At 50.7% G+C, this 25873-nt stretch carries 21 protein-coding genes; 14 read left to right on the top strand and 7 right to left on the bottom strand.

Features of this window, described 5'->3' with window-relative positions:
* Positions 1-15: 15 nt before the first annotated feature.
* On the bottom strand, positions 16-2580 hold the full coding sequence (locus ACEN2G_RS04705; RefSeq protein WP_442020313.1) for an EAL domain-containing protein: 2565 nt from the start codon (positions 2578-2580) through the stop codon (positions 16-18).
* Positions 2581-2966: 386 nt separating this feature from the next.
* Here ACEN2G_RS04705 and sodC point away from each other — a divergent pair, with 386 nt between their 5' ends.
* The 4 genes from sodC (at position 2967) to ACEN2G_RS04685 (ending at position 5399) form a co-directional block, all read left to right on the top strand.
* Positions 2967-3500 carry a superoxide dismutase [Cu-Zn] SodC gene (sodC, locus tag ACEN2G_RS04700; protein WP_442020312.1) on the top strand — a complete coding sequence of 178 codons (534 nt, stop codon included), beginning with the start codon at positions 2967-2969 and terminating at the stop codon, positions 3498-3500.
* A gap of 401 nt (positions 3501-3901) precedes the next feature.
* Positions 3902-4387: an Lrp/AsnC family transcriptional regulator gene (locus ACEN2G_RS04695; protein ID WP_442020311.1), complete on the top strand. Its 486-nt coding sequence runs from the start codon at positions 3902-3904 to the stop codon at positions 4385-4387.
* Positions 4388-4447: 60 nt separating this feature from the next.
* The gene (locus ACEN2G_RS04690) at positions 4448-4696 is read left to right on the top strand and encodes a Rho-binding antiterminator (protein ID WP_442020310.1); all 249 of its coding nucleotides are present in this window, start codon (positions 4448-4450) and stop codon (positions 4694-4696) included.
* A 337-nt stretch (positions 4697-5033) separates the two neighbouring features.
* A complete protein-coding gene (locus ACEN2G_RS04685; RefSeq protein WP_442020309.1) occupies positions 5034-5399 on the top strand; it encodes a hypothetical protein in 366 nt (121 codons plus the stop codon).
* A 360-nt stretch (positions 5400-5759) separates the two neighbouring features.
* Here ACEN2G_RS04685 and ACEN2G_RS04680 read toward each other — a convergent pair whose 3' ends face one another.
* The gene (locus ACEN2G_RS04680) at positions 5760-6473 is read right to left on the bottom strand and encodes a DUF1826 domain-containing protein (protein WP_442020308.1); all 714 of its coding nucleotides are present in this window, start codon (positions 6471-6473) and stop codon (positions 5760-5762) included.
* A gap of 110 nt (positions 6474-6583) precedes the next feature.
* Between ACEN2G_RS04680 and zigA the strand changes: the two genes are divergently transcribed.
* From zigA to ACEN2G_RS04655, 5 genes are all read left to right on the top strand, one after another.
* Positions 6584-7798 (top strand): zinc metallochaperone GTPase ZigA, encoded by a 1215-nt coding sequence (gene zigA, locus ACEN2G_RS04675; RefSeq protein WP_442020307.1) that lies wholly within the window; start codon positions 6584-6586, stop codon positions 7796-7798.
* A gap of 292 nt (positions 7799-8090) precedes the next feature.
* The gene (locus ACEN2G_RS04670; protein WP_442020306.1) at positions 8091-8519 is read left to right on the top strand and encodes a hypothetical protein; all 429 of its coding nucleotides are present in this window, start codon (positions 8091-8093) and stop codon (positions 8517-8519) included.
* 386 nt (positions 8520-8905) lie between these two features.
* Entirely contained in the window at positions 8906-9913 is a 1008-nt protein-coding gene (locus ACEN2G_RS04665) for a catalase family peroxidase (RefSeq protein WP_442020305.1), read from the top strand.
* 132 nt (positions 9914-10045) lie between these two features.
* Positions 10046-10534 (top strand): transcription elongation factor GreB, encoded by a 489-nt coding sequence (greB, locus tag ACEN2G_RS04660; protein ID WP_442020304.1) that lies wholly within the window; start codon positions 10046-10048, stop codon positions 10532-10534.
* Between the two features lie 502 nt (positions 10535-11036).
* Positions 11037-13385: a Tex family protein gene (locus ACEN2G_RS04655; protein WP_442020303.1), complete on the top strand. Its 2349-nt coding sequence runs from the start codon at positions 11037-11039 to the stop codon at positions 13383-13385.
* A gap of 159 nt (positions 13386-13544) precedes the next feature.
* On the opposite strand, the gene ACEN2G_RS04650 is transcribed toward ACEN2G_RS04655, so the two are convergent.
* Positions 13545-14252 carry an inorganic diphosphatase gene (locus tag ACEN2G_RS04650; protein ID WP_442020302.1) on the bottom strand — a complete coding sequence of 236 codons (708 nt, stop codon included), beginning with the start codon at positions 14250-14252 and terminating at the stop codon, positions 13545-13547.
* Positions 14253-14415: 163 nt separating this feature from the next.
* On the opposite strand from ACEN2G_RS04650, the gene ACEN2G_RS04645 reads away from it, so the two are divergent.
* Both ACEN2G_RS04645 and ACEN2G_RS04640 read left to right on the top strand, forming a co-directional pair.
* A complete protein-coding gene (locus ACEN2G_RS04645; RefSeq protein WP_442020301.1) occupies positions 14416-15519 on the top strand; it encodes an ADP-ribosylglycohydrolase family protein in 1104 nt (367 codons plus the stop codon).
* 40 nt (positions 15520-15559) lie between these two features.
* Complete coding sequence (locus ACEN2G_RS04640; protein ID WP_442020300.1) at positions 15560-15988, top strand: GNAT family N-acetyltransferase; 429 nt, start codon at positions 15560-15562, stop codon at positions 15986-15988.
* 106 nt (positions 15989-16094) lie between these two features.
* Here the strand turns inward: ACEN2G_RS04640 and ACEN2G_RS04635 are convergent, their stop codons facing one another.
* Together ACEN2G_RS04635 and ACEN2G_RS04630 are read right to left on the bottom strand one after the other, a co-directional pair.
* The gene (locus ACEN2G_RS04635; RefSeq protein WP_442020299.1) at positions 16095-17063 is read right to left on the bottom strand and encodes a porin; all 969 of its coding nucleotides are present in this window, start codon (positions 17061-17063) and stop codon (positions 16095-16097) included.
* A 97-nt stretch (positions 17064-17160) separates the two neighbouring features.
* On the bottom strand, positions 17161-17466 hold the full coding sequence (locus tag ACEN2G_RS04630; protein WP_442020298.1) for a hypothetical protein: 306 nt from the start codon (positions 17464-17466) through the stop codon (positions 17161-17163).
* A gap of 800 nt (positions 17467-18266) precedes the next feature.
* Between ACEN2G_RS04630 and ACEN2G_RS04625 the strand changes: the two genes are divergently transcribed.
* Together ACEN2G_RS04625 and ACEN2G_RS04620 are read left to right on the top strand one after the other, a co-directional pair.
* Positions 18267-19790 carry a mannose-1-phosphate guanylyltransferase/mannose-6-phosphate isomerase gene (locus tag ACEN2G_RS04625; protein WP_442020297.1) on the top strand — a complete coding sequence of 508 codons (1524 nt, stop codon included), beginning with the start codon at positions 18267-18269 and terminating at the stop codon, positions 19788-19790.
* A 117-nt stretch (positions 19791-19907) separates the two neighbouring features.
* The gene (locus ACEN2G_RS04620; RefSeq protein WP_442020296.1) at positions 19908-21173 is read left to right on the top strand and encodes a glycosyltransferase; all 1266 of its coding nucleotides are present in this window, start codon (positions 19908-19910) and stop codon (positions 21171-21173) included.
* A 3-nt stretch (positions 21174-21176) separates the two neighbouring features.
* Here ACEN2G_RS04620 and ACEN2G_RS04615 read toward each other — a convergent pair whose 3' ends face one another.
* Entirely contained in the window at positions 21177-23450 is a 2274-nt protein-coding gene (locus ACEN2G_RS04615) for a putative bifunctional diguanylate cyclase/phosphodiesterase (RefSeq protein WP_442020295.1), read from the bottom strand.
* Between the two features lie 372 nt (positions 23451-23822).
* On the opposite strand from ACEN2G_RS04615, the gene ACEN2G_RS04610 reads away from it, so the two are divergent.
* Entirely contained in the window at positions 23823-24938 is a 1116-nt protein-coding gene (locus tag ACEN2G_RS04610) for an ADP-ribosylglycohydrolase family protein (RefSeq protein WP_442020294.1), read from the top strand.
* Positions 24939-25036: 98 nt separating this feature from the next.
* Here ACEN2G_RS04610 and ACEN2G_RS04605 read toward each other — a convergent pair whose 3' ends face one another.
* The gene (locus tag ACEN2G_RS04605; RefSeq protein WP_442020293.1) at positions 25037-25771 is read right to left on the bottom strand and encodes an endonuclease/exonuclease/phosphatase family protein; all 735 of its coding nucleotides are present in this window, start codon (positions 25769-25771) and stop codon (positions 25037-25039) included.
* Between the last annotated feature and the right edge of the window lie 102 nt (positions 25772-25873).

Here is a 25873-nt window from a genome sequence, read left to right as displayed (position 1 = left end):
CACGCCTCACATGACTCAGCGGCCTTGATGCTGATTACTGTTCCAGCTTGTTAACCAGTCACCGACTTGAGCGGCGGGCATGGGCTGTGAAATACCGTAACCTTGCACTTGAGTGCAGCCTAATTGCAGTAAACGTTGCCCTTGCTCCACCTCTTCTACGCCTTCTGCCATCACGTTTAGCTTTAAGGTGGCAGCCAACTGGATCACGCTGGTGACCATGCTTAAGTCATGGGCATTGGATAATAAGTCACTGATAAAACTGCGATCGATTTTAATGGTGTCGATAGGCAACTGATTTAAATGGCTTAACGACGAATAGCCAGTACCAAAATTATCTAAAGAGACGCTAATGCCCAAGGCGCGACAACGCTGCAACACGGCCACTGCGTTATTAATATCAGCCTGCACGGCTGTCTCTTGAAATTCCATCTCTAACATTTGTGCGAAAGAGGCGGGATAAGCAGCCAGTGACTTAGCTAGCTGTTCGGTAAAGTCTGCATGCAGCAATTGTCCGGCACTGACATTAAAGCTCACCTTAAAGGTCAGGCCCTGCTCATGCCAGATCTGAATCTGCTGCAATACTTGTTCAATAACCCATAGCCCCAGCTCCAACTCTAAGACGCTGCCCTCAACTATGGGTAAAAAATCTGACGGTGCTAATAAGCCACGCTCGGGATCTTGCCAACGCAATAACGCTTCTAGGCGCACCACATTTTGGGTCTGTAAATCTACCGCCGGTTGGTAATACAACAGCAGCTCGCCACGCTTAAAGCCTTGGCTCACCAAGGCTAATTGCTGTTGTCGGCTGTGCTCTTGGTGAGGCAAGGTGGCATCAAAGAAGACATAACCGTCTTTGCCCTGTTTTTTAGCCTGATACATAGCCTGATCTGCATAGCGTAGCAGCAGCTCTGCTTCATCTGCGTCTTGTGGATACAAGGCGACACCGATACTGGCAGAAATGCGCACGATTTCGCCATCCAGATCTACTGGCTCGTGAATGATTTTTTGTACTCGTTTAATAATTTCATCACATTCTAAACTGGAATGTAGACCGGTAAAGAGCAGCGCAAATTCATCGCCGCCCAAGCGCGACATGGCATCACAGCTGCGGGTAATTAAGCCCAACCGACGACTCACTTCAATCAAGAGTTTATCACCCGCCGCGTGGCCCAAGTTGTCATTCACTGCTTTAAAGCCATCGAGATCCAGATAACACACCGCCAGCTGGCCTTCATTACGCTCGGCGCCGGCAATCGCCCGCTCTAACAATTCACCAAATAGCAGTCGATTGGGCACGTCCGTTAGCGCATCGTGAAACGCTTGATGCCGCAACTGCGCCTCATGTCGCTTTAAGTATGTAATGTCCGACAGTACAGACACATGATTAAGCACTTGGCCGGCCTCATCTTTTACAACCGTAATCGCTAACAACAGCGAATAACTCTCGCCATTCTTTCTTAGGCTAGTGATCTCTCCTTGCCAATCATCGTGAGTTTTAAAGTGCTCGCATAACTCAAAATATAATTTTCGTTCGGCGGGTAAGTGCTGTAATAAATCCGGATAACGCCCCACCACCTCATCGAGGCGGTAGCCAGTAATACGCGTAAACGCCGGATTAATATGGGTAATACAATGATCCGCATCCGTAACCATGATGCCATCATAGCTTGACTCAAATACATTGGTGGCGAGACGTTGTATGTGCACCATCTCTTTTTGGGCACTGATATCATGCCCTACACACAAAGTATCGCCGTTGGGCAACTTGATATGAGCCCACAACATGGTAAGCAGCTGACCATTGCGATGGCGCGGCTGCCACTCTTGAAACTCAGAATTATTGGCACCATTAAACGCCGCTATTACTTGCTGTTGGTCATGAAGTCCCGGATAAAACAACTGCAGCGGCGCTGGGTGTGCCTCAATTTCCACCTTGCTCCAACCCAACACTTGTTCACAGGCTTGATTCCATAATAAACAACGCCCTTGTGCGTTAAAGGCATTAATAGGGATCGGCACATCGTTAAATAACTTTGTTAGACGTTTGAGTAAACGGCGCGAGGTCTGCTCTCGCTGGCGCTGACTCGGAAAAATTTTATGTTCTTGCCCTAACTCTACAAATGGAGCGGCCGGCCATGGCGGCTCTTGCCAGAGTTTTTCTTGCCACAGCAATGCCGCGTGCGCCGCTAGGGTATCCAACAGCAGACGCTGAGTTTGGTTCAGCAAAGGCGCCTGAGCTTGATACTTAAGCAACAATAAGCCCTTCACCTCACGACGACCAATAGGCACGGCTATCAAGCTGTGAGCATGAGAGTCGGGACCTGTGATGGGTTTATAGAAGGCTTTTTTCTGCCAAATTTTTTGGTAGTCGGCGAGCGTCCATTTAGGTGATAAGGGCCAATCTCGCCCCATCACCAACAAGGGCGTTGGCTCAAGATCAGAAAAAAATACCAAGCAAGTACTTAACGCCTCACCACTGTGGCACGCTTGTTGGCACAATTGCTGCCAGTCTGTATTTTCTTTCGCTATTAGCTTGGTCAAAGCGTGCAGCGAATCATCCTGATTATGTTGCAGTCGCATATCCATGCTCATTGTCTTGGTCACTATACTTAGTTAGCTCAGCCGCGAGTCTTAAGGGCTGGCGGTATATACCTCGAGATGAAGTTATAATCATAGAACAGCTCAGAAAATTATGGTGGGGCTGACCACTATTCTTTTCCACTCGCTAAACGACTACTGGCTAAACGCATGACCAGTTAGCCCACCGTTATTAGTGTCGAGGCTGAGTAATTTGCATCTATACAGCCACAGTTTGCATAAACCATGGTGATATTTAACTTTTCATCCTCTTCACCAAACTGACTCGAATCTTGCTTGCGCTTGATCTAGGCTGGTACATTCTAGGTATAACAATTTGCCTAGCGCTAACTTGCCTAACACTCATTTGCCTAACACTAGGAGTTATTATGAAGCATGCATTATTCACTACCGCCCTCTTAGCCACCGCCATTAGCAGCACGGCACTGGCTAATGACATCAGCATTACAGTGCATCAAGTCAATGAACAAGGTACGGCTCAAGCGCTCGGCAATATTAAGGTGACGGAAACCCCTTATGGTTTGTTATTTAGCCCTGATTTATCCAATTTAGCAGCGGGTATTCATGGGTTTCATCTTCACGAAAACTCAGACTGCGGCACGAAAAAAGGCGATGACGGAAAAATAGTCCCCGCGGGTGCGGCGGGCGGCCATTTTGACCCGGAGAAAACCAGCAAGCACTTAGGGCCTTATGACGATCAAGGCCATTTAGGTGATTTGCCCGCCCTGTATGTGGATGCAGACGGCCATGCTAAATACCCAGTATTGGCCCCGAGACTGAAGACACTCAGCCAAATTGAAGGCCACGCCATTATGATCCACGCCGGTGGTGACAACTTTAGTGACAGCCCAGCGGCCTTGGGTGGCGGCGGCGTACGCATGGCGTGTGGTGTGATTAAGTAACTTACACGTGAAGGGTGAAGGGAAAGTTTAGTGTTTGGTTACACCTCACCATTTACACCTCACCTTCACATTTATATTTTTCACGCATAAAAAAAGAGCACCTTGAGTGCTCTTTTTTTATCGGCCTAGCCGCTACGATTATCTACTATTGCCGTGGGCTTATGGCCCGGCTCTCAGCCTAACATTCTCTTAAAATGCGGCCTAGTGGCGCTTACCGATAGGGTTTATCGACTTGCAACAGGCTCCGCGAGTAGCGGTCTGTTTGTCTCCAGCAGATGCAAATAGAATAGCGCGCATCTCAGGGGGAGTGGTTGCAAAGTTAAGGCTAAATTGCCCTTACCACGCAATGATTATCTCTTTATAATGCAAAATATGAATAGTCATAGCGCAGAGTAAATAAATTGAGCAATCTAGTGCAACTCGACAGAACAGACCGCCGTATTTTAGAGCTGATGCAAGCCAACGGTCGCATTAGCAATCTTGAGTTGGCCGAGCGCATCGGCTTATCACCCTCACCCTGCTCCCGGCGCGTAAAAGCGCTGGAGGATGCAGGTTTAATCGCCAGCCACGTCACCTTGTTGAACGCCAATAAGCTGGGCTTAAGCTTACAGGCCTACATTCATATCTCACTGGATCGCCATACCCCCGAGCGCTTCGAATCGTTTGATGCGGCCATTAAGGATTTCTCTGAAGTACTAGAATGCGATTTGGTTACGGGCACTGAAGCCGACTACCAGTTAAAAGTAGTAGTGCGCGACATGGAGCATTATCAGCAGTTTTTACTGGGCAAACTCACCCGCGTCAGTGGCGTTACCGGCGTACGTTCTAGCTTTGTGCTGCGCCGTATTAAACACGAAACCGCCTTGCCGCTGGATCATTTGGGTTAGCTTAGTTAAAACTTAAGCGTAAGAGCTTAAGCACCGAGCATATGGCGGATAAGGAGCAAGATGATGATGAACTGTGAACAGCACGACTATATCGAAATTGCCTGCCTGTATCGTTATCCCGTGATCTTAACGCTCAATTCGGGCGACGTGATTAATGGCATCGCCATAGATACCACTCGCGATCACAACCGACAAGAGTGCATCCAAGTGCTGGTGGAGCACAGAACCATATTGGTGCCCTTAGCCGAACTGATTAGCATGAAAAGTGCCGCATTTAACCCCCATTTTGACTACATTGCCTTTAACTAATATCAGATTGGGTAATATAAGCGCATCTTTGAGCTTCTGCTCGGAGGCAACAGAGCCATCTGCCAGCATACCAAATCCAATATTTCTAGAGATACACTATGGCCACGGACATGCTGGTGTTAGTCATGGCTGGCGTAAATGTCAACTTTGCAGAATATTGGTTCGCCTTGGCATTTCAGCGTCGTAAAGCTCACATTACCTACCTTTATTAAGCACCCCGTTCTATTCCGATTCCTGTTTTACTTTATGATTCCAATGAATCTGTTATCTTTGCGTCCGGCGACAGAAGCTGTCTCAACTCTAGTTCTTAAATAAGAACGCACAAAAAACACGCAAGGTGTCAAATAATGAAAAAACAATATTAGTCGCAGTACTTTCTGCTATTACTCTCTCAGCTTGTACTGTTCGAGTAGCAGATATGACTGTTGGTAGTACTAAAAACTACAATATTAATGCCGCAAAATTTGTAAAAGGTAAGCGAGTTACAGGTGAGGATACCTATCCAGTCATTCTTTTTCCTCTCGGCATACCTAACGTTAAAACAGCGATGGACAGAGCAATTGAAACAGATAAATGCGCCGTTGGTTTAACTGATGTAGTAGTTACACAACTAAACCATTCCTTTATAGTTGGTTCAATGGGTTTCAGAGTTGAAGGTGACCAAATCATCGATACAACAATGCCTGACTGTAATAGAGGCTAAAATAAAAACCCGCCGATTAGCGGGTTTTTATTTTAGCTTCTTCAGAATGTAGTTCAGGGAAAGTCAAAAGAGCTATAGCTAAGTAACACCTCGAAACTAATGTGGATTTTGTCGAAGTTTTGCTTTTAAAGACTCAAGATTTTTTCGCCACTGAACCCACGGAAAAATTAAGATTAAGACCAAAGCGAACATTGACTTGGTAAGACCTTACAAGAGATATGCTCTTGGTTTGTCGCTCTTCGTCCGTGGGTTCCGTGGCAAAAATAGATTTAAGTGTTCGTTTTTTCTTTGCCAAGTTGGGCAGTAGCATACAACCACATAAGTTATGCGTGATTACTTATGTTCACTTATCTCTCTTTTTTACTCCGCCATATCCAAAGATAAAAACAAGCGCCGTTCGCCTATTGGTACCGGCGGAGATCTATGCCATAAACCTCGGCCTATATTATCTTGCCAGCCCTCGCCTTTTAATAACGCCACCTCACCCACCGCTAATTGCTGCCAATGTTGCGGCTCTTGGCGCTTGCCTTTAATGTCGTCTTTAATCTCGGCTTCACCAATCAAAGGTTGGCGCTGGGCGGCGTTTAACCAATGGGTGCCCGGCCCGTGATAGGTGGTCACTAACCGACACGGCACCTGATCCACATGAAAGCTGGGGCACATGGCAGTGTCTAAGCTAGCCAAGCGTAATCCTAGATAATTAAGCTCAAATAAACAGCCAAACATGTCGGCTAACTGCTGCACATCGGCGACAAAATCTTCATGGCCCGCCAGTTTTGGCAATACTGCACTCAGCGCCTCAGTCACGGCAGACACCGGCAGTAACTGGCGCACATTAATATGCTGGCGGTGCTGCATTAGACCGCGAATATACACGCCCGCCTCACAGGGCACGGGTCTTTGCCAAAGGGCAACCTGACATTCAGGCTGATAAATCTGCGCCAAAATAGCCGGCGCTTGGGCCGAGCAAAGATGGTGGTTAGAGATGGCGTCTAGGCCAAGCTGAATAGTACAGAATGAGGTGGTCTCGGACTGAGCGGTATTGCAAGGGTCAAGTGGCGTGGCAAGCGTCATAAGTGAACATCCTAGTTCTGAGTTAAGAAACAGTGATTGTGGCTACTATTCTTACATCAACTGTTATGTTATAACAAAGCCATATTTTCTATCTAACCTCGGAATTAACCATGTTTAACCCTCATGCCTCTGATGACGCTCGCCTGCCCGTTACCGTGTTATCGGGTTTTCTCGGTGCCGGTAAAACCACAGTGCTCAACCATGTGCTGAATAATCGCCAAGGCTTGCGCGTGGCGGTGATCGTCAATGACATGAGCGAAGTGAACATAGATGCGGCCACCATTAACCGCGAGGTTAGCCTACATCGTGGCGAAGAGCAGTTAATCGAGCTGAGCAATGGCTGCATTTGCTGTACCTTGCGCGAAGATTTATTGCTGGAAGTGACGCGCCTCGCCAAAGAAGGCCGCTTCGATTATCTATTAATTGAGTCCACGGGCATTGCCGAGCCCTTGCCGGTGGCAGAAACCTTTATTTTTAGTGATGAAGACGGCGTGAGCCTCAGTGCAATCGCGCGGCTAGATACCATGGTCACTGTGGTGGATGCGGTGAACTTTTTAGCGGACTTTAACGCCGCCGATAACCTGCACGACAGAGGCGAAAGCTTAGGCGAGGACGATGAGCGCAGCGTGACCGACTTGTTGATCGATCAGGTAGAGTTTTGTGATGTGTTGCTGCTCAGCAAAACCGATTTAGTCTCGCCCAGCCAGCTGAGTGAGCTGCGGGCGATTTTAAGTAGCTTAAACCCAGCGGCAGAAATCATTGCCATCAGCCAAGGCCAAGTGGATATTCATCAAGTCTTAAATACCGGTCGTTTTTGTTTTGAACGCGCCGCCAATGCTCCCGGCTGGATGCAAACCCTGCGCGGTGAACATACCGCAGAAACAGAAGAATATGGCATTAGCAGCACGGTTTATCGGGCGCGCACGCCTTTTCATCCCCAGCGTTTCTATAACTGGCTGCAACAACCGGAACAAGCCGGCAAGCTGCTGCGCTCCAAGGGCTTTTTCTGGCTAGCCAGCCGACCCGACTATATCGGCCAATGGCATCAAGCTGGCGGCATCGCCTATCACGGCGGAGCCGGCCTGTTCTGGCACGCCATTCCCGCAGCAGACTGGCCGGACGAAGAAGAAAGCCGCGCCCATATTCTGGCCAGCTGGCAGGAGCCCTACGGCGACAAGCGCCAGGAACTGGTGTTTATCGGCCAGGGCCTGAATCAGGCCGAATTATGCCGCCAGCTGGACACCTGCCTGCTTAGCGAGCAGGAAATGGCTCAGGGCGAACATTACTGGCAGCAACTACCCGATCCATTTCCTGCCTGGGAATAAAACAATCGCCTTCCTCGACCATATTAATGGAAAATAAAAAATAAATATCACTATAGGCTATTAAATATTCATTAATAGCCATACCAAAGGAATGGACTATTTACCATCCTTTGTATAATATCCATGCGCCATTTATTGGCAGGCAGTACCGTATAACAAGAAAAATAGACCGTTAAAATACTTAACCTTTCGTATTTTTTGTACATTAGTACAGCCTAACCGAACAACGATAGCATTTTATTTCAAGTTTCGGATTAAACTCGATATAAAAATAACTTTTAGGGATGAAAGAATGAAAATAAAAACTTTATTAATGCTCGCCCTGGTTACTTCACTGACAACCGGCTGCGCCTCAGGACTTAACTCCGTGCAAAAGCGGGAGTATCAAGCCTTTAAAAATGACAATGTATTGGTGGAAGAGAAGAACCCGTCAACAGGCGCGGCTCTGGGAATCCTGCCGGGCGGTGGTTCTTTTTATGCTCGCGAGCCAGGTCTGGGTATCGTTAATTTGCTGCTGTGGCCAATTTCGGTTTTATGGGATCCTATCAGCGGATACCAGGGTGCCATGGAAATCAACTACGACATCACCAAGCAAAAGCTCCAGAGTGACAAGAGAAAAGAAATGTCTAAACTCGATGACAAGTTAGCTACCGGTGAACTGAATACCACCGAATACGTCATGAACAAAAGAAAAGTAGAAGAAAAATACAGCTACGAATAAAGATATAAGGCAGATGCCAGTTAAAGGTGCCTGTCATGCATGGCAAATCCATGTATGACACTGGCACCTTTAATCTTTACACGCTTGATTAATGCCCCTTTCATTACACCAATACATTAGACTCGTTAATATTATTAAATATAGTGATTTATAATATTACATGACGAGTTACTTGGTGCTTTCCTCCCAAATAAGACTAAGTGACAACAGCTAAGACTGACCAACCCCTTTAGCATATCCGTATAAAAACCAACCTAATCACTTGTACCGGCTTGCACCGGCGCCAGCACGGAAAGAAACGCACAAAAAATTAACATTAAACTGGAATTTAATTTACTTACACTGGGTCTTTTCTGTCTCGTTTGATTATCAGATAAAGGAAGATCATGAAGAAACCCGTACTGTGTTTGGCTGTCGCAGCACTGTGTACCGGCTACACACTCAGCGTCAATGCCGAAGCCACCCCCAATCAAATCGTGTCGACACTGGAAAACAAGTTCGGCATCTACCCGGGTGAACGCCGCAATCACACCAAGGGCATTTGCTTCAGTGGCGAGTTTCAGGCCTCGGCAGAAGCCGCTGCTCTGAGCCGAAGTCTGCTGTTCCAGGGCGATGCCATTCCCGTTATCGGTCGTTTTTCCCAGGCAGGTGGCAACCTGCATGCCCCCGACAACAAACCCAATGCCCACGGCATGGCGCTGCGCTTTACCCTGCCCGATGGCCAGCTACACCAGATGGCCATGCTCGATATTCCCTTCTTCGATGTGGCGACGCCCGAAGGCTTCCTGCAAAAGCAGCTGGCCACCACCCCGGATCCGGCCACCGGCAAACCGGACCCCGCCAAGATACAGGCTTTTGAACAGGCCTTTCCCGAAACCCAGCGACTCAAACAGGCTCTGGCGGGCCAGTCCCGTATCCCTGCCGGTTATCACCGGCTGAGCTACAACAGCATCAATACCTTTATTCTGGAAACTGCCGACGGCAAGAGTACGCCGGTACGCTGGGCCTTTATACCGATAGAAGACAAGCCCGCCTATCTGAATACCGAGCAGGCTGAATCGCTCGGCACCGACTATCTGCAGGAACGATTGCAGTCGACGCTCGACTCAGATGACATTCGCTGGCGGATGGAACTCACCCTGGCCAACGAGGATGACCAACTGACCGACCCCAGCCAGCCCTGGACCGGACCCCATCAGGTAATAAGTGCCGGCACCCTGCGACTGCAAACCGTGGACACCGAGGCCGATGCCGACTGCCGATCAATCAACTTCGACCCGTTGCGGCTGTCGAACGGCGTTAAGCCCTCGGACGATCCCATACTGCAGGCCCGCTCTCCCGCCTATGCGATCTCCTTTGGTAAACGCAGCCAGGAAGCAGCACAGCAAAATTAAAAAGCTGAAAAGCGCGCTAGAAACCTCATCCGCATAACCATAATCAAAGCCCTCGGCCCCGCCAGGGGCTTTCTTCTTATGTGACGCTGGGACACAATAGCCGACACTTGCCGAGCCATTGAGCATATCCGTATGAAAACCAACCTGATCACCCGTGCCGGCTGGCACAAGCTGGACGAAGAACTCAAACAGCTGTGGAAGGTAGAGCGCCCCGCCGTCACCCAGTCGGTGTCGGAAGCCGCCGCCCTCGGCGATCGTAGTGAGAACGCTGAATATATCTACGGCAAGAAGCGGCTGCGGGAAATAGACCGCCGGGTACGCTTTTTGATGAAGCGGCTGGAAGATCTGAAAATCGTCGATTACGATCCGCGCCAGGATGGCAAGGTATTCTTCGGTGCCTGGGTGGAGCTGGAAAACGATGACGGCGACATAGTGCGTTATCGCATCGTGGGCAGTGATGAAATGGATCCCAGGAATAATTACATCACCATCAACTCGCCCATGGCCCGCGCCCTGATCGGCAAGCAGGTAGACGACGAAGTGCAGGTACAAACTCCGTCCGGCATCAAAGAGTGGTATATCAACAAGATCCAGTACCAGCCCTTCGAAACAAAGCCGTAAGCGGTCAGCCCTAAGCCGTCAGTTAAGAGCATTCTTGCTAACGCAGCATCGGCAGCTAAAGCGCCAAACTATAAGATATGGCGTGTATTGTATTTTTGCCGTCTTCCTGATGAACATCAGGAAAACGGTGTCGTTATTAATGCTCACCCTTTAGTATGCTCGTCTGTTGTAGTGTGCCAACTTGTTCGGCACGGTTTTGGGGTTTGAAGAGTGTCTGGCTAATAACTATTTTCCTTTCATTCAACATTAATAATTAAGTATTCATCATTTCTGCAGCGCTACTTGTCGCGGCTATTTACCCTTCTCTTCTTTGCAGCCCCCATCTGCTTCATAATAGGGCTCTCGGCTCACTCATCGCCTAAGGGCTATTTCTCAAATCTTGAGCCGAACGAGTTTTCATTCAGCCAGCCCCGCACTATTCATCTGCACTGGGACTGGCTTTAAGCACATCGCCTTTCATTATTGGTCGTGGGCATCTCGCCGGCGACTTGGAGTAGTAAAGATGTCCAATATCAATCAAGCCTTGGCCACTGAGCTGAGTGTCGCTAAATCTCAAGTGGATGCCGCCGTTAAGCTGTTGGATGAAGGCGCCACCGTGCCTTTTATTTCTCGTTATCGAAAAGAGGCCACCGGCGGTCTTGATGATACCCAATTGCGTAACCTCGACAGCCGACTGGGATATTTGCGGGAGCTGGAAGACAGACGCGGCGTGATCCTCAACTCCATTACCGAACAGGGCAAACTGACCGACGCGCTGCAGAAAGAGCTGCTGGCGGCCGACACCAAAACCCGACTGGAAGATCTCTATCTGCCCTACAAACCCAAGCGCCGTACCAAGGGGCAGATTGCCATTGAGGCCGGCTTGCAACCGCTGGCCGACACCCTGTTTGACAATCCTGACCAGGATCCCCAGCAAACGGCGGCCCGCTTCATTAACGCCGAGGCCGGAATAGCCGATGAAAAAGCCGCGCTGGATGGCGCCAAATACATTTTGATGGAGCGCTTCGCCGAGCAGGCCGATCTGCTGGAGGCGGTGCGCCAATACCTGCAGCAGCAGGGTCAATTACAGGCGCGGGTAGTGGCAGGCCAGGAACAAAGCGGTGCCAAATTCAAAGACTATTTCGAACATCAGGAGCCGATAAGCCGCGTCCCCTCCCACCGGCTGCTGGCCATGCTCCGTGGGCGTAACGAAGGGGTGTTGAGCTTGTCGCTCGCCGTGGAAACTGAAACCAACGCCCATCCCTGCGAAGCCATTATCGCCCGCTTTGTCGGCTGGAAAGCGCAAGGCCGTGCCGCCGATTCCTGGCTGGCCAGTGTGATCAGCTGGACCTGGCGGGTGAAATTGTCGCTGCAGATGGAAACCGAGCTGCTGGGCCAGGCTCGGGAGCAGGCCGAAGTAGAAGCCATCAAGGTCTTCGCCCTGAATATGCAAGATCTGCTGATGGCCGCTCCCGCAGGCGCCCGCGTTACCATGGGCCTGGATCCGGGCATTCGCACCGGGGTCAAGGTAGTGGTGGTCGATGGCACCGGCAAGCTGCTGGCGCAAGATACGGTTTACCCGTTTGAACCCTTCAAGAAGGTCGAACAGAGCCTACGTACCCTGGATGACTTGTGCCGCCGCCATAACGTCAGTTTAGTGAGCATCGGCAACGGCACCGCCTCGCGTGAAACCGAACGTCTGGTAGAGCAACTGATCAAGCAAAGTCCGGAGCTGAAGCTGCAAAAAGTGGTGGTCAGCGAAGCCGGTGCCTCGGTTTATTCCGCCTCCGAGCTGGCGGCCAACGAATTTCCGGATCTGGATGTATCGCTGCGTGGCGCCGTGTCCATCGCCCGTCGCCTGCAGGATCCGCTGGCCGAATTGGTAAAAATAGACCCAAAAAGCATTGGCGTGGGTCAATATCAGCACGATGTATCACAAACCCAGCTGGCCCGTAACCTGGATGCGGTAGTGGAAGACTGCGTGAACGCCGTGGGCGTGGACGTCAACATGGCCTCGGCGCCGCTGCTGACTCGAGTCTCGGGTCTCACGCCGACTCTGGCGCAGAATATCGTCGCCTATCGTGACGAACTGGGGGTATTTACCGATCGCAAGCAACTGCTCAAGGTGCCGCGCCTAGGCCCCAAGGCGTTTGAACAGTGCGCCGGCTTTCTGCGTATTCGCGACGGCAAGAACCCGCTCGATGCCTCGTCGGTGCACCCGGAAGCCTATCCGGTAGTAAAGCGCATTCTGGAGGGGCTGCAACAGCCGGTACACAGCCTGATCGGCAACGCCAGCCTGCTGAACACCCTGAACCCGAAAGACTACACCGACCAGCACTTCGGTCTGCCCACGGTGCAGGACATTCTGAAAGAGCTGGAAAAACCGGGCCGGGATCCGCGCCCCGAATTCAAGGCCGCCCGCTTTATGGAAGGGGTAGAAAAGCCCTCGGATCTGATCCCGGATATGGTGCTGGAAGGCGTGGTGACCAACGTCACCAACTTCGGTGCCTTCGTGGATATTGGCGTGCATCAGGACGGTCTGGTACATATCTCGGCGCTGACCGATCGTTTCATCAAGGATCCGCGCGAAGTGGTGAAAGCCGGCGATATCGTCAAGGTCAAGGTGATGGAAGTGGATTTGCAGCGCAAGCGCATCGCGCTCACCATGAGACTGGAACAGAACGCCGCCGATCATGGCAGCGCTAATCAGGCCGGTCAGCGACGGGAAGAACGCAAGCCAGCGGCGAATCGCAGTACTGCCGGTAACGGCGGCAAGAGCCAGAACACCCCTCGCCCTGCCCTCAAGGAACAAAGCGCCCCGCAAGGTGCCATGGGCGCAGCCCTGGCCGCCGCCTTGCAGAAGAAAAAGTAAGTTAGACGTAATTGGCAGGCCCGGCGTATTGCGGGCCTGTCTGCATCAAGTGCAGGATTAGGCTGTAACCAGGCCGGAGTTAACTCGGCCAAAGGGATCTCAGTTACATATACGATCTATGCAAAATAAAATATCAAAGATATAAAAGTCACATAGGCATCAGCGCAAGGCTTCAAAATTTGCCGCCGCCGCTTCCAGTACAGTACGCGCCGATTCGGCGTCTTCAAAACCCAAGCCTTCCATGCCGCCATCTGGCCCTTTGTAATGCGCAAACCACAGGTCAATAATCTGGCTGACCGCGGGGAATTCTGCATCCAGCTGCGCCATGCTGTCGACATGCGCAAACGGGGAGTCTTTGGTCAGCACGGCAATCAGTTTGTCATCCTGCTCGCCATCATCCAGCATCTTCAACACGCCGATCACCCGTACATCAACCACCTCACCCCGTGGCACCGCCTGCCCCAACACAATCACATCGAGCGGATCACCGTCGCCGCCCAGTTCTTTCGGCAAGGCGGTACCCGGAATGGCACCGTAGTTACCCGGATAGCCAAGATAATTGACGACTCGCGGCTGGCCCTGCTTGTATTCCCAGTAGACCGCTTTCGGGTCTTCTTTGCTGACTTCCCACTTGGCTGAGGTTCCGGTCGGTATTTCGACAATCGCCCGCACTGTGCCATCCTGGTTGAGGGCCTTCATCTCCATCAGGTTTTTCGTACCCACGACCGTGAAATTGTCCTTGGGTGTCATGGCGACGGTATGAGGCGTCGTGTCCGAGAAGGCCAGGCCGCCCAATGCATCGGCACTGGCCGTGTTAGCCAATACCGCCAGGCAGCTGGCTGCGGTCAGTGTGAGAATTTTTTGCATGATGTTCCACTTCCTTGAATGATGAGTGAACCAGTATGCGAATGAACAATGACGGCCGAATGACAAACGCCAAGCACGCGATAACGAGCAAAAGAAATCCGGGTGGCGCGCGACACTTTTATCGCTCACGTCATATAGTGAACCCATACCCACAAATAAGGACATGGCCATGACACCACTACAAGACAGAGCCGCCGGCTCGCTGATGGGCGCCTTTATCGGTGAGGCGCTGGGCGTGGGCCCGCACTGGTATTACGACCTAGATGCCCTGCACCGGGATCACGGCCCCTGGATTAGCGACTACACCACACCACGGGCCGGTCGCTATCACCAGGGGCTGCAGGCCGGAGACTCCTCCCAGCCCGGCTTTATTCTCAAACTGACCCTGAACTCACTGGTTGAATGCCAGGGCTACAACCACATCGACTTCTGCCGCCGAATGGACGAAGCGCTGCTACCGCTGCTGGACGGCACGCCCAACGCCGGCCCCGGTGGTTACACCAGCCAGTCGATACGCGACGCCTGGCATAAAAGAGTGGCGCAGCAGCGGCCCTGGAACGAGTGCGGCGGCCATGCCGATACCACAGAAGCCATAGAGCGCATCCTGGCGTTGGCGGTACGCTACGCCACCCAGCCCACCCGATTGGCAGAGACAGTGGCCGCCAATACGGTACTAACCCAGAACGACGACAGCATAGTCGCCATGACGGTGGCCTTTGCCGCCGTGTTGGGGCAACTGGTGCAGGGCCAGCCGCTGGATGAGCAACTTTCGGGCCGCTTGATGCAGCTGGTTGAACGCGGCGAACTGCCCTTTCATGCGGTTACTCGGCATCAGTTGCAACCACCGGCGGCAGGAGCCGAGCCCTCTCGAGCCGGTCGTTTCGCCTCACCCGACGCCCTGCTCACCCCATCCTATATGGCGCAGGCGGTGGCCGATGCCGGCGTGCGCATCGAGCCGGCCTGGAAGGTATCGCTGGTGTACGGCATGCCTTGTGCCGCCTATCACCTGCTGCCTGCCGTCTATTATCTGGCGGCGCGTTTTAGCGATGACTTCGAGTCTGGTGTACTGCACGCCATCAACGGTGGCGGCCAAAACCAGGCCAGAGCCATGCTCACCGGCGCGCTGCTCGGCGCACACGTCGGGCTTTCCGGCATCCCCGCACGCTTTATTGACGGACTGAGCGACGCCGCCGAGCTGCGTCGGCTGGCCAGAGAGCTCGCCTTGCAACTGGTGCCGGGACAAGCCGCTGCCACTGGGCCATCTTAGGTGTAACATACCCCTTTTCTCTCACGTTCAAGGATCCCGCATGACCGTTAATATCGTTGCCTTCACCCCCAAATATCAGTCCTTCATTCGCGCCATTCGCGAGTCGGTATTCATACAAGAGCAAGCCGTGCCCGTTGAGCTGGAATTCGACGGCCTGGATGAAGGCGCCATGCAGGTGTTGGTGGCAGCAGACGGCCAATACGTGGGCACCGGTCGTATGCTGGACGATGGTCATATTGGACGCATCGCGATTTTAAAGGAGTTTAGAGGCTTGGGGCTGGGCGCCAAGGTGGTGCAGGCCTTGGTCGATGAGGCGGCACGCTTAGGCTATCCGCGGGTATATTTAGGCGCACAAACTCAAGCGCTCGGTTTTTATGCCAAGCTCGGTTTTACACCTTATGGTGACGAATTTATGGATGCGGGCATTCCGCATTTGTCGATGGAGTACACAGTGAAGAGTGAAGAGTGAAGGAAAGTGCTCTGTTTCAGCAGCAGTGTTTTTTTCTATTATTTTGGGACTGGCTGGTCCCCTTTATCCTTTACACTTCACCCAATACAGTCCTAAAATTTTAAGATCAAAAAGTATACTGCATGCCCACGCCATATAAAGGGTCTTTGTTTTCTATTTGGTTTAATAATACTTCTGCATATAGTTTAGCTTGCGGAATTAAATAGTATTCACCTGCCAGTATCACTTCACTAGTCCAAGTTTCTGTTGCTGGCTTTTGTAAACTGAGTCGGTTGTAACCCAAACCTAAGGCAAACTTTTTGAAACTATAAGAGGCGACCGATTCCCAAGCTGAGAATTCACGCACATCCCATGCCGCTTGATAATAATTACGATTATGGGTAACCGCGGCATAAAAACCATTATTATTGATATAACTAACACCGACAGCGACTGAATTAACATCACTCTTTTTATCGTGAGACGCCTTATTATCTAACGCTATGACCATGCCTAAGCCATTGTTAGCACGATAACCGACCGAAATTCCAGCTTGGGCTTTGGTATTGTAATTATTAGTCTGTGCATCATGGTCACTCATGGCGTATGCCACTCGCACATCTAGATTATTATAATAGTAACTGGTTTTAACTTGATCATCTAAGATGAGATCTTGATAACGATAGCCTTGGCCGCCAAAGATATTAAATACATCAGTTAAGTCTGTCACTTGGGTAAAAGGACTTTCGCTGCGGCCCACCGTTAAGTCCAATCGGTCGTAAAATCGCGCGCCTAACCAGACTTGATCCGCATACAGCTGGGATGTGTCCGCGTGAGTCAACACATCCCAACTCATTTCGCCGATCAAGGTCACGGCCTCATTGAGCTTACTACTACCGGCTAAGCCCAGAGAAAGCTGATCGGCTCCGCCCACCGCTTGCGCCTTATCAGGCTCTGCCCATTGATAGCCGAGCGCACCCAATTGGTATTTGAATTTGGCGTTAACTGCTAAGGTATCATTTTGATCGGCCGAGCTAAATGTTAGGGCCATCGCAGGGCTAGTGATTAACAAAGCACATATTGTGAACACTTTCATATCTGAGCTCTTATGAATTCGCAGTAAATTATTACTCATAAAAAAGGGCGCTAAATTAGCGCCCTTTTTATTACCAGCTACTTATACTAGATAAATATTAACGCTTAAAGTTTTTAGTATAAGAGTGTTGCTGACCATTAACGTTTTTGTTAACAGTAACGCTGCCATCAGGGCCGCGTTGAATATCTTTACTAATGGTAATAGTTTCGCCATTGGCTTTAGTGATGGTCTTGTCGAAAGATACACCACCATTAGGGCCGGCAGTCACATCTTTGCTAACTTCAACATTAGCATAGCCATTGTTGTAGCTGTGGTTGTAAGAATGATTGCCACCAAAACCTGCATTAGCAGAAGCGGCAAGAACAAGAGCAGCTGCAGAAATAACCCATGTAGATTTATTCATTTTTATTTTCCTTTTTATATTTTTATAAGGGCGCAACGAATATTTAAATTACCTAATTCGTTGCCTTGTTACAGGGTCTGATAATTAATCAATCCGCTGGAACGAAATAAAGCTTACTCTTCGTTTTTAATGGGTACAATAATTTATTTGTTTGTATACAAACTGTAAACGTAATCATATTTTGCGACATTAGGCGGCTCCACAGAGCTTAAAGGGTCTCAAAAGCGACCAAGCAGCACAAAAAACCTGACCAATAAATCAGGTAAGTGGATTGTGCTGAATAACTTTCTTTAAAAAACATGAAAATAATGTCTAAAGTTAACTTTATTAACCTACAAATGGTTATTTTTCATACCAAAAATAGCATAAAAAGGAGATATGAATGGTCACTTCCACTACATACACACTAAAATTAGTACTTTTGCACTAAGTCTTCACACCAAAGTGGTTACAGTTAGTTATGCTGAGAATACGAAAACCTCGAATTTTTATTTCAAATACCGAGCAACCGAGTCGCTAAGCCTGTCTCCCGCTTACTCCAAAATGATGCGCAGCCCTCCTCGCCCTAATACGCCTACCGCCATATTTTTGCAGCCCTAGGCTTAAACATCAGCTGTCATTGTGCTGCTGAGCTTAAGTCTGTGTGCTAATGTCGCTTTTGCCTTGAGTAAAACATGCGCCTGGATAAGCTTATCTGCTACAGCTCCACGCTCATCTCGCTATATCATGCGGCATAAACTGGCGGGCATGCTCTGCTCTTATGCGGATGGCTATCTCTATTTATCAGTAAAAGAGTATGTATGTTATTTCCGATTATCATGGCGGGTGGTCACGGCACTCGGCTGTGGCCTCTTTCTCGCCAGCAGCATCCAAAGCAGTTTTTAGCGCTGCTCGACAGCCAACTTTCCCTGCTGCAAACCACACTTACCCGCCTAATAGGCTTAGAAGTGGGGTTGGGCATACACACACCGCTGTTGATTTGCCATGAAGAGCACAGATTTTTAGCCGCCGAACAACTGCGCCAATTAGCAAAGCGCTCCCCCCAAGGGCTCGATAAAGCACAGATTATGTTAGAGCCAAAGGGCCGCAATACCGCGCCCGCCTTGGCGGTGGCAGCCTTATATACTCAGCAGATTAGCGCGCTTCATGAAGCAGCCGACCCCATTATCTTGGCGCTGCCCGCAGATCATGCCATTAGCGATGTACCGGCTTTTCAGGCGGCGATAGCGGCCGCCTTACCCTTGGCGCAAGCAGGCAAATTGGTGACCTTTGGCATAACGCCCACCCATGCCGAAACCGGTTATGGTTATTTGCGCCGAGGTACGGCCATTGCCAATACCGAGGGTTTTGTGGTGGATGAATTTGTCGAAAAGCCCGACCAAGCCACCGCCGAAGTGTATTTGGCCTCGGGCAATTATTACTGGAATAGCGGCATGTTTATGATGCGGGCCAGCCGCTACCTGAGCGAGCTGGCACACTTGCAGCCCAAAATATTGGCCGCGTGCCAGACGGCGCTAAGCAAGAGTGAGCGCGACTTAGACTTTATTCGCTTAGATGCCGCCGCCTTTGCCGCTAGCCCCAGTATTTCCGTCGATTACGCCGTAATGGAGCACAGCACAAACTCCGCCATGGTGCCGTTGGCAGCCGGTTGGAGCGATGTAGGATCTTGGTCGGCGCTCGCCCAGCAACTTGAGCCGAATAATCAAGCCAATGGCAACAACGTCTATGAAAACAACGCCTGTGAAAATAAAGGCAATACCTTGCGCGGTGATGTATTAATCGAAGACGTAAGTAATAGCTTAATTATGGCCGAGCACAGATTGGTGGCGGCACTGGGTGTGACGGATTTGGTGATTATAGAAACTAAAGATGCGGTATTGGTGGCCCATAAAGACCGGGAGCAAGAGGTTAAAAAACTGGTGGCACGGCTGGCGGCAGATGGCCGAACCGAACATATTGTGCACCGTGAATGTCATCGCCCTTGGGGTAAGTTTGATGCCATAGACAAGGGCGAGCGCTATCAAGTCAAACGCATTACCGTTGATCCGGGAGCACGTTTATCGCTGCAATTACATCATCACAGGGCCGAGCACTGGATAGTAGTCAGCGGCACCGCCCGCGTTACTCAAGGTGATAAGGTGCACTTGGTCTATGAAAATCAGTCGGTGTATATTCCCGTGGGTCAGCTGCACGCGCTAGAAAATCCCGGCCAGCTGCCGTTAGAACTAATAGAAGTGCAGTCCGGTGCTTATTTAGGGGAAGACGACATAGTGCGCTTTGCAGACAGTTATGGCAGAGCCGAGCGCGTGAAGGGTGAAGGGTGAAGGGTGAAGAAGTAAGCATCTGTCTTTGGATACAATGCATTTTCTGTAGTCTTGCCGTTATCTCGTCCTCTTTACCCTTTGCCCTTCACTCTTAACAAAAAATAAAGCAGGCTTTTCATGAAAAAAGTATTGGTAATTGGCTATGTATGGCCCGAGCCTAACTCGTCGGCGGCGGGCAGCCATATGTTGTCGATCTTGCGCCTTTATAAGCGCCAAGGCTGGCAGGTGGAGTTTGCTACGCCCGCACAGCGCACCGAGCATATGATAGATCTCGCCGCCGAGGGCATTAGCAGCCAAAGCATAGTGCTAAATTGCGATAGCTTTGACTCTTATATCGCCCAGTACGCGCCAGATGTCGTCATGTTCGATCGCTTTATGATGGAAGAGCAATTTGGCTGGCGAGTAGAAAAGCACTGCCCCAATGCGCTACGTGTGCTCGATACCGAAGACTTACAATCTTTGCGCCAAGCGCGCCATCAGGCCCATAAAGCCAACCGAGCCCTGACCCGCGCCGATTTATTGAGTGATATTGCCAAGCGTGAAATTGCCGCCATTTTGCGCTGTGATCTGTCGCTGATCATCTCAGACTTTGAAATGCAGCTGCTGCAAGACACCTTTAAGGTTGATGCCAGCTTGCTGCAGCATCTGCCCTTTATGGTGGATTTAGCCCAATTACCCGCGCAAACCTTGGGCTTTGAACAGCGCCAGCATTTTATGACTATCGGCAATTTTCGCCACGCCCCAAATTGGGATGCGGTGCTGTATTTACAACACATTTGGCCGCTGATCCGCCAGCAGTTGCCCGAGACCGAGTTGCATATTTATGGCTCTTATCCGCCGCCTAAGGCCACCGCCTTGCATAATCCTAAAACCGGTTTCTTTATTAAAGGCTGGGCAGATGATGCCTTTGTGGTGATGGAGCAGGCGCGCATTTGCTTAGCGCCACTGCGCTTTGGCGCCGGTATTAAGGGCAAACTGCTGGATGCCATGATGATGCAAACCCCCAGCGTGACCACCGCCATTGGCAGCGAGGGCATGCACGGCGAGCAGCCCTGGCCGGGCACAGTAATATCTGGGAACCATGATGCAGAAAGCGCACAAGCGATTGCCGATGCAGCCGTGAGTTTGTATCAAGATAAAGCGCGCTGGCAGCAAGCCCAACAAGCAGGCACGGCGCTATTAAAGCAGCGCTATGATGGAGAGCAACTCGGCGAGCAGTTGATCAGTCGTATTACGGCGCTTGCCAATCAATTAGACGAGCACAGATTAGCGAATTTTACCGGCAGTATGTTGCGTCATCACAGCATGATGAGCACTAAATACATGTCGCAGTGGATTGCCGCTAAAAATGCCACGCCCACAGATAATCAAGCCAAGGCGTAATCATTAGTTGGCCTGGCTAGCAGTTAAAGTCTCTTCCAGCCAACGTTCAAATTCTGCTAAGGGCATGGGCCTACCGAATAAGTAACCCTGAAAGTGCTTACAATTTAGCGCGAGTAACTGCAGGCGTTGCTGATTGGTTTCTACGCCTTCGGCAATGACCTCAAGCTGTAAACTATCGGCGAGCGCACAAATAGCCTTGATAATGGCCTTGCTGCTACCGCCGCTTTCGCTTAGCTCCCGCACAAAGGATTGATCGATTTTTAGCTGGTTTATGGGTAGCCGCTGCAGATAGGCCAAAGACGAATAACCGGTGCCAAAGTCATCGATGGAGAAGCGAATACCATGGCCTCTAAGCTGTTGCATACGCGCTATGGCCGTCGATACGTCGTCGAGCAGCATGGTTTCTGTTAACTCCAGCTTTAAGCGATGGGGATCCGCACCAGACTCGCTCAAATACCCCAATAAGGTCGTCACAAAGTTGGGCTGATATAACAGCCGCGCACTGAGGTTAACCGCCAGCTCCAGTGTCGCCGTACTCGGTATTGACTGCCATATCGCCAGTTGTAAACAGGCTTGGCGCAACATCTGTAGGTCAATGAGCTCGACCATTCCAGCCTGTTCAGCCACTTCAATAAAGCCTGCGGGCGCCAGCAAGCCACGGGTGGGATGCTGCCAGCGCGCCAGCGTTTCGGCGCCCGTCACTCGGCCCGCATCATCTAACTGCGGCTGGAAATAGGGGATAAATTCTTGAGCCTGCAAGCCGCGCTGAATATCTTCTTCTAATAGCAAGCGCGTGTTCACCGCTTCTTGCATCGCCGGGTCAAAAAAGCGCACCCCCTGCCTCAGCGACACCTTGGCTTGATGCATGGCCAGCTCCGCATCTTGCAGCAATTTATCTACCACCTCACTGGCATCGTTAAATAAGGTGATGCCGATGCTTACGCTTCTGTGCAACTCCAACTGTTCGATAAAATAGGGTTTGCGCAGCTTTTGTTTGAGTCGCATTGCATACTGCTCGGCGCGACCCGCCGCATGTTGACGAGTGCTGCTGAGGTTTTCTAGCAGGATCACAAATTGGTCTGCTCCTAAGCGCGCCGCCGTATCGCTGGCATACATTGCCTTGTTGAGGCGCTCCGCTACTTGGCACAGCAGGTTATCACCCGTCCCTCGGCCATGTAGATCGTTCACGCTCTTAAAACTGTCCAAATCAAGAAACAATAAGGCGCCATAGCGGCCACTTTCGCTGGCGGCATCCATCGCATGTTGCATGCGCTCCAGCAATAAACTGCGATTAGGCAGCTCGGTAAGGGGATCAAAAAACGCCAAGCCGCGGATCTGTGCCTCGGCAGCCTTGCGCTCCGTCATGTCCTCCATGGCAGACACATAATGGCTGATTTCGCCTTTATAATTGCGCACCGTACTTATGGACAGCCATTCCGGATAGGTGTCGCCATTCTTACGCCGACTCACCACTTCGCCCTGCCAGCGACCGTTAGCCAATAACTGGCGCCACATAGCTTGATAAAAATCGGCGCCATGGAAATCGGATCTTAATACGCTAGCTTGCTTGCCCAGCACTTCATCAGGCTGATAGCCGGTGATGTCACTAAAGGTCTGATTGACCCTGAGAATTCGACTGTGTTCATCGGTTACCAGCAAGCCTTGATGCATTTCAAAGGCGGTGGCGGCAATGCGCAACTCCCGCTCGTCTTGGCTGCGCCGCTTAATATCTTCCAACATCCACGCCAAACATACCGTCGCCAGCGGCAGCACCACTAACATGGGCACGCCCATCTGCAAGGCGATATCGCCACTGTTAGCCACGGGTAAAAAGATAAAGTGCAGCAAGACTAAGGCATGCAATAAAAATCCAAAGCAAAACAGCGTCACCAGCCCATTACCGACTTTGCCACGCTGGTAAAGAAAGCGGTAGCCCAAGCCAAATAGCACCGACAATATGATGACCATAAGCCCGCCGTTCACACCGGCGCCGCCTAGCCAGATCCGATAGGCCGCGGCCAACAGCCCCGCCACTGTGCCCACTAAAGGCCCGCCGGCAAAGGCGGCCACGCTTAAGATCACACTGCGCCCATCAAATACCCAGCCACTTTCCAACTCAACAGCCATTAGCATGCCTACCACAGAGGTAAGCCCTAATAAGATACCGCTGGTCAGCTTAGCCCTGCGATTATAGTTTTCCGAGCGACGAGAATTCAGCGTTAGCAGCCAGCACAGTGCTAGCAAGAGGGCAGAATGTTCCACAAAATGGATAATCAAAAATAAATGTCCTTTGAACCCCAGTGAGAGAAGGCGCGAATAATCGAAGGCTAGGATTTCGAATAAATAAGACGCGCCTTGAGATACCATCATTAATACTTAGCTACTTTTTGTCACTGTTCTTTAATAATCACTTCAGTGACTTAACGCACCTAGTACTATTATCCTGATTTAGCTAGTTTGTAACATGAAATCTCTGTATTTCCACCATATCATTGTTTTTACCATATAAAATATCTGAGATCACTAGCGCTGTTATTGGCTAAAAATATATCCCAGTGAGTAGGCAATAATGTGACATCTGGCTGTTGAGTTAGCTGGCGGCCAGTACAATTAACCGATATTCCTTACCTCTCAGCTCAGGAACAATTTATGTCTCAACTTATACCTCAATCTGATGCACAGCGAGCCGACCGCGCTATGGGTGCCATTATCGGCGCCTTTATTGGCGATGCCTTGGGCGTTGGCCCCCATTGGTATTACGACCTAGCCGAGCTGCGCCGCGAGTATGGCGACTGGATTGAGGGTTACACCGCGCCTAAGCCCGGCCATTATCACGAAGGTTTAACGGCCGGTGAACCGTCTCAGTCTGGGATTATCTTACGTTTAACCCTAGCGTCACTGATTGCTCAGCAAGGTTACAAACAAGCTGATTTTTGCCAACGCTTAGAGCAAGACTTGTTTACGCAGCTTGATTTTAGCCAGCTTGATAATAGCGCCAAGCAAGGCCCTGGCGGTTATACCAGCCAGTCAATACGCGAGGCTTGGCATAAGCGGGTGCAACTGCAACTACCTTGGGAAAAATGTGCAGGCCCTGCGGACAACACAGAAGCACTAGAACGCAGCTTAGGAATTGCCGCCTGCTATGCAGGCCGGCCTAAATTATTAAGCGCAGCCGTCTACGCTAACACCCGACTAACCCAAGATGATGAGATGGTATTAGCCCACACCTTGGCGTTTAACGGGGTGCTCGGCTTACTGATTGAAGGTCAGGCGTTAGATGCCGACCTTAGCGATAAATTACTGGCACAAGTGGATCAAGGTGAGCTGCCCTTTTGTTTATCGCCTACTACCAATGCTGACCAAGAGCTCGACCTAGACGATTTGTCAGACACTAACTTAAGTTGTGCCGATGCCCTGCTTACGCCCGCTTTCATGGCTAATTTAGCAGCGAGCTCAGAGACACGCATCGAGCCCGCTTGGCGGGTGTCAGAAGCTTATGGCATGGCCTGCTCTATTTATCAGCTAGTGCCGGCCGCCTATTACTTGGCGGCGCGTTTTAGCGATGATTTTGAGTCGGCGGTATTACACGCCATTAATGGCGGCGGCCACAATATGGCCCGCGCCATGCTCACCGGCGCCTTAGTAGGTGCACAAGTGGGCTTATCGGGTATACCGCAGCGCTTTATCGATGGTTTAGCTAATAGCGAGGAATTAGTAAAACTGGCCAAGCAGGTGGCGGAGATGCAGCCGGAAGCTAGAAGCTAGAAGCTAGAAGCTAGAAGCTAGAAGCTAGAAGTTAAACACTAATCTGCTGAGCTGGGTACTTACTTCCAGCTCTCAGCTTCAAGCTTTCAGCTCAGCCGTCAACGCGTAAACTGCGCGTAAATCGGGTTGTGATCAGAAACGGTGGGCGTGTTGATGGCAATGGCCGAGCGCAGCGTTAAGTCGCGGTAAAAAATAAAGTCGAGTGGCTGCTTGCGATACATTTTAATGAATTGCGAGTCTTCCATACCGGCTTTTTTTAAACCCATGGCGCGGCAAAACTGCGCCAAATACAGGCGGCGAGAACGGCTCCACACGTTAAAATCCCCTGCCACTATTAATGGCCCTTTATGTTGCAGCAACACTTGGCGCAAGACAGCAATTTCATGATGAAACTGGCCGTGACGCACAAAGTTAATGGCGTGAATATTGGCCACCAATAAGGTCTCGCCGCCACGCAAGGGGTGCAGGGTAATCACTTGGCTCTTGTGGGTAGCAAAGGTCAGCTCACGGCCTTTACTGAGCACAGTAGTTATATCGTCAAAGGCACATTGGCCGGCGGTGAGCACACCAAATAAGTGCGACTGGGTTTGAATGTTAGGCGACACAGCATAAGACCAGCCGTCTAATTGCAGACGCTGACTCAGCGCCAGCTTGGCTTCTTGTAACAGCAACAAACTGGTCGGAAATTGTCTCAGCAGCTCGCTTAAACACAATTGAAACTCCGGGCTCAAAGTCAGCTTTTGCGTGTTCCAACACATAATGCCCAGCTCATTGTCATCCAAGGGCTGGCCTTGGTGCACTAATTGATGGGGCGCTATTCGAGGGCGAAGCATAACGTTTACAACCTTAACCACATGAGCATAAGACGCCCATCTTAGCAGAAGCCACTGGCGCGCTTCTCGCCAACTTTTAGCTAACCGGCGCTATTTACGGCT

The organism is Oceanisphaera sp. W20_SRM_FM3 (assembly GCF_052119705.1).
Classification (GTDB): domain Bacteria; phylum Pseudomonadota; class Gammaproteobacteria; order Enterobacterales; family Aeromonadaceae; genus Oceanimonas.
This window is presented reverse-complemented; position numbering and strand designations above follow the sequence as displayed.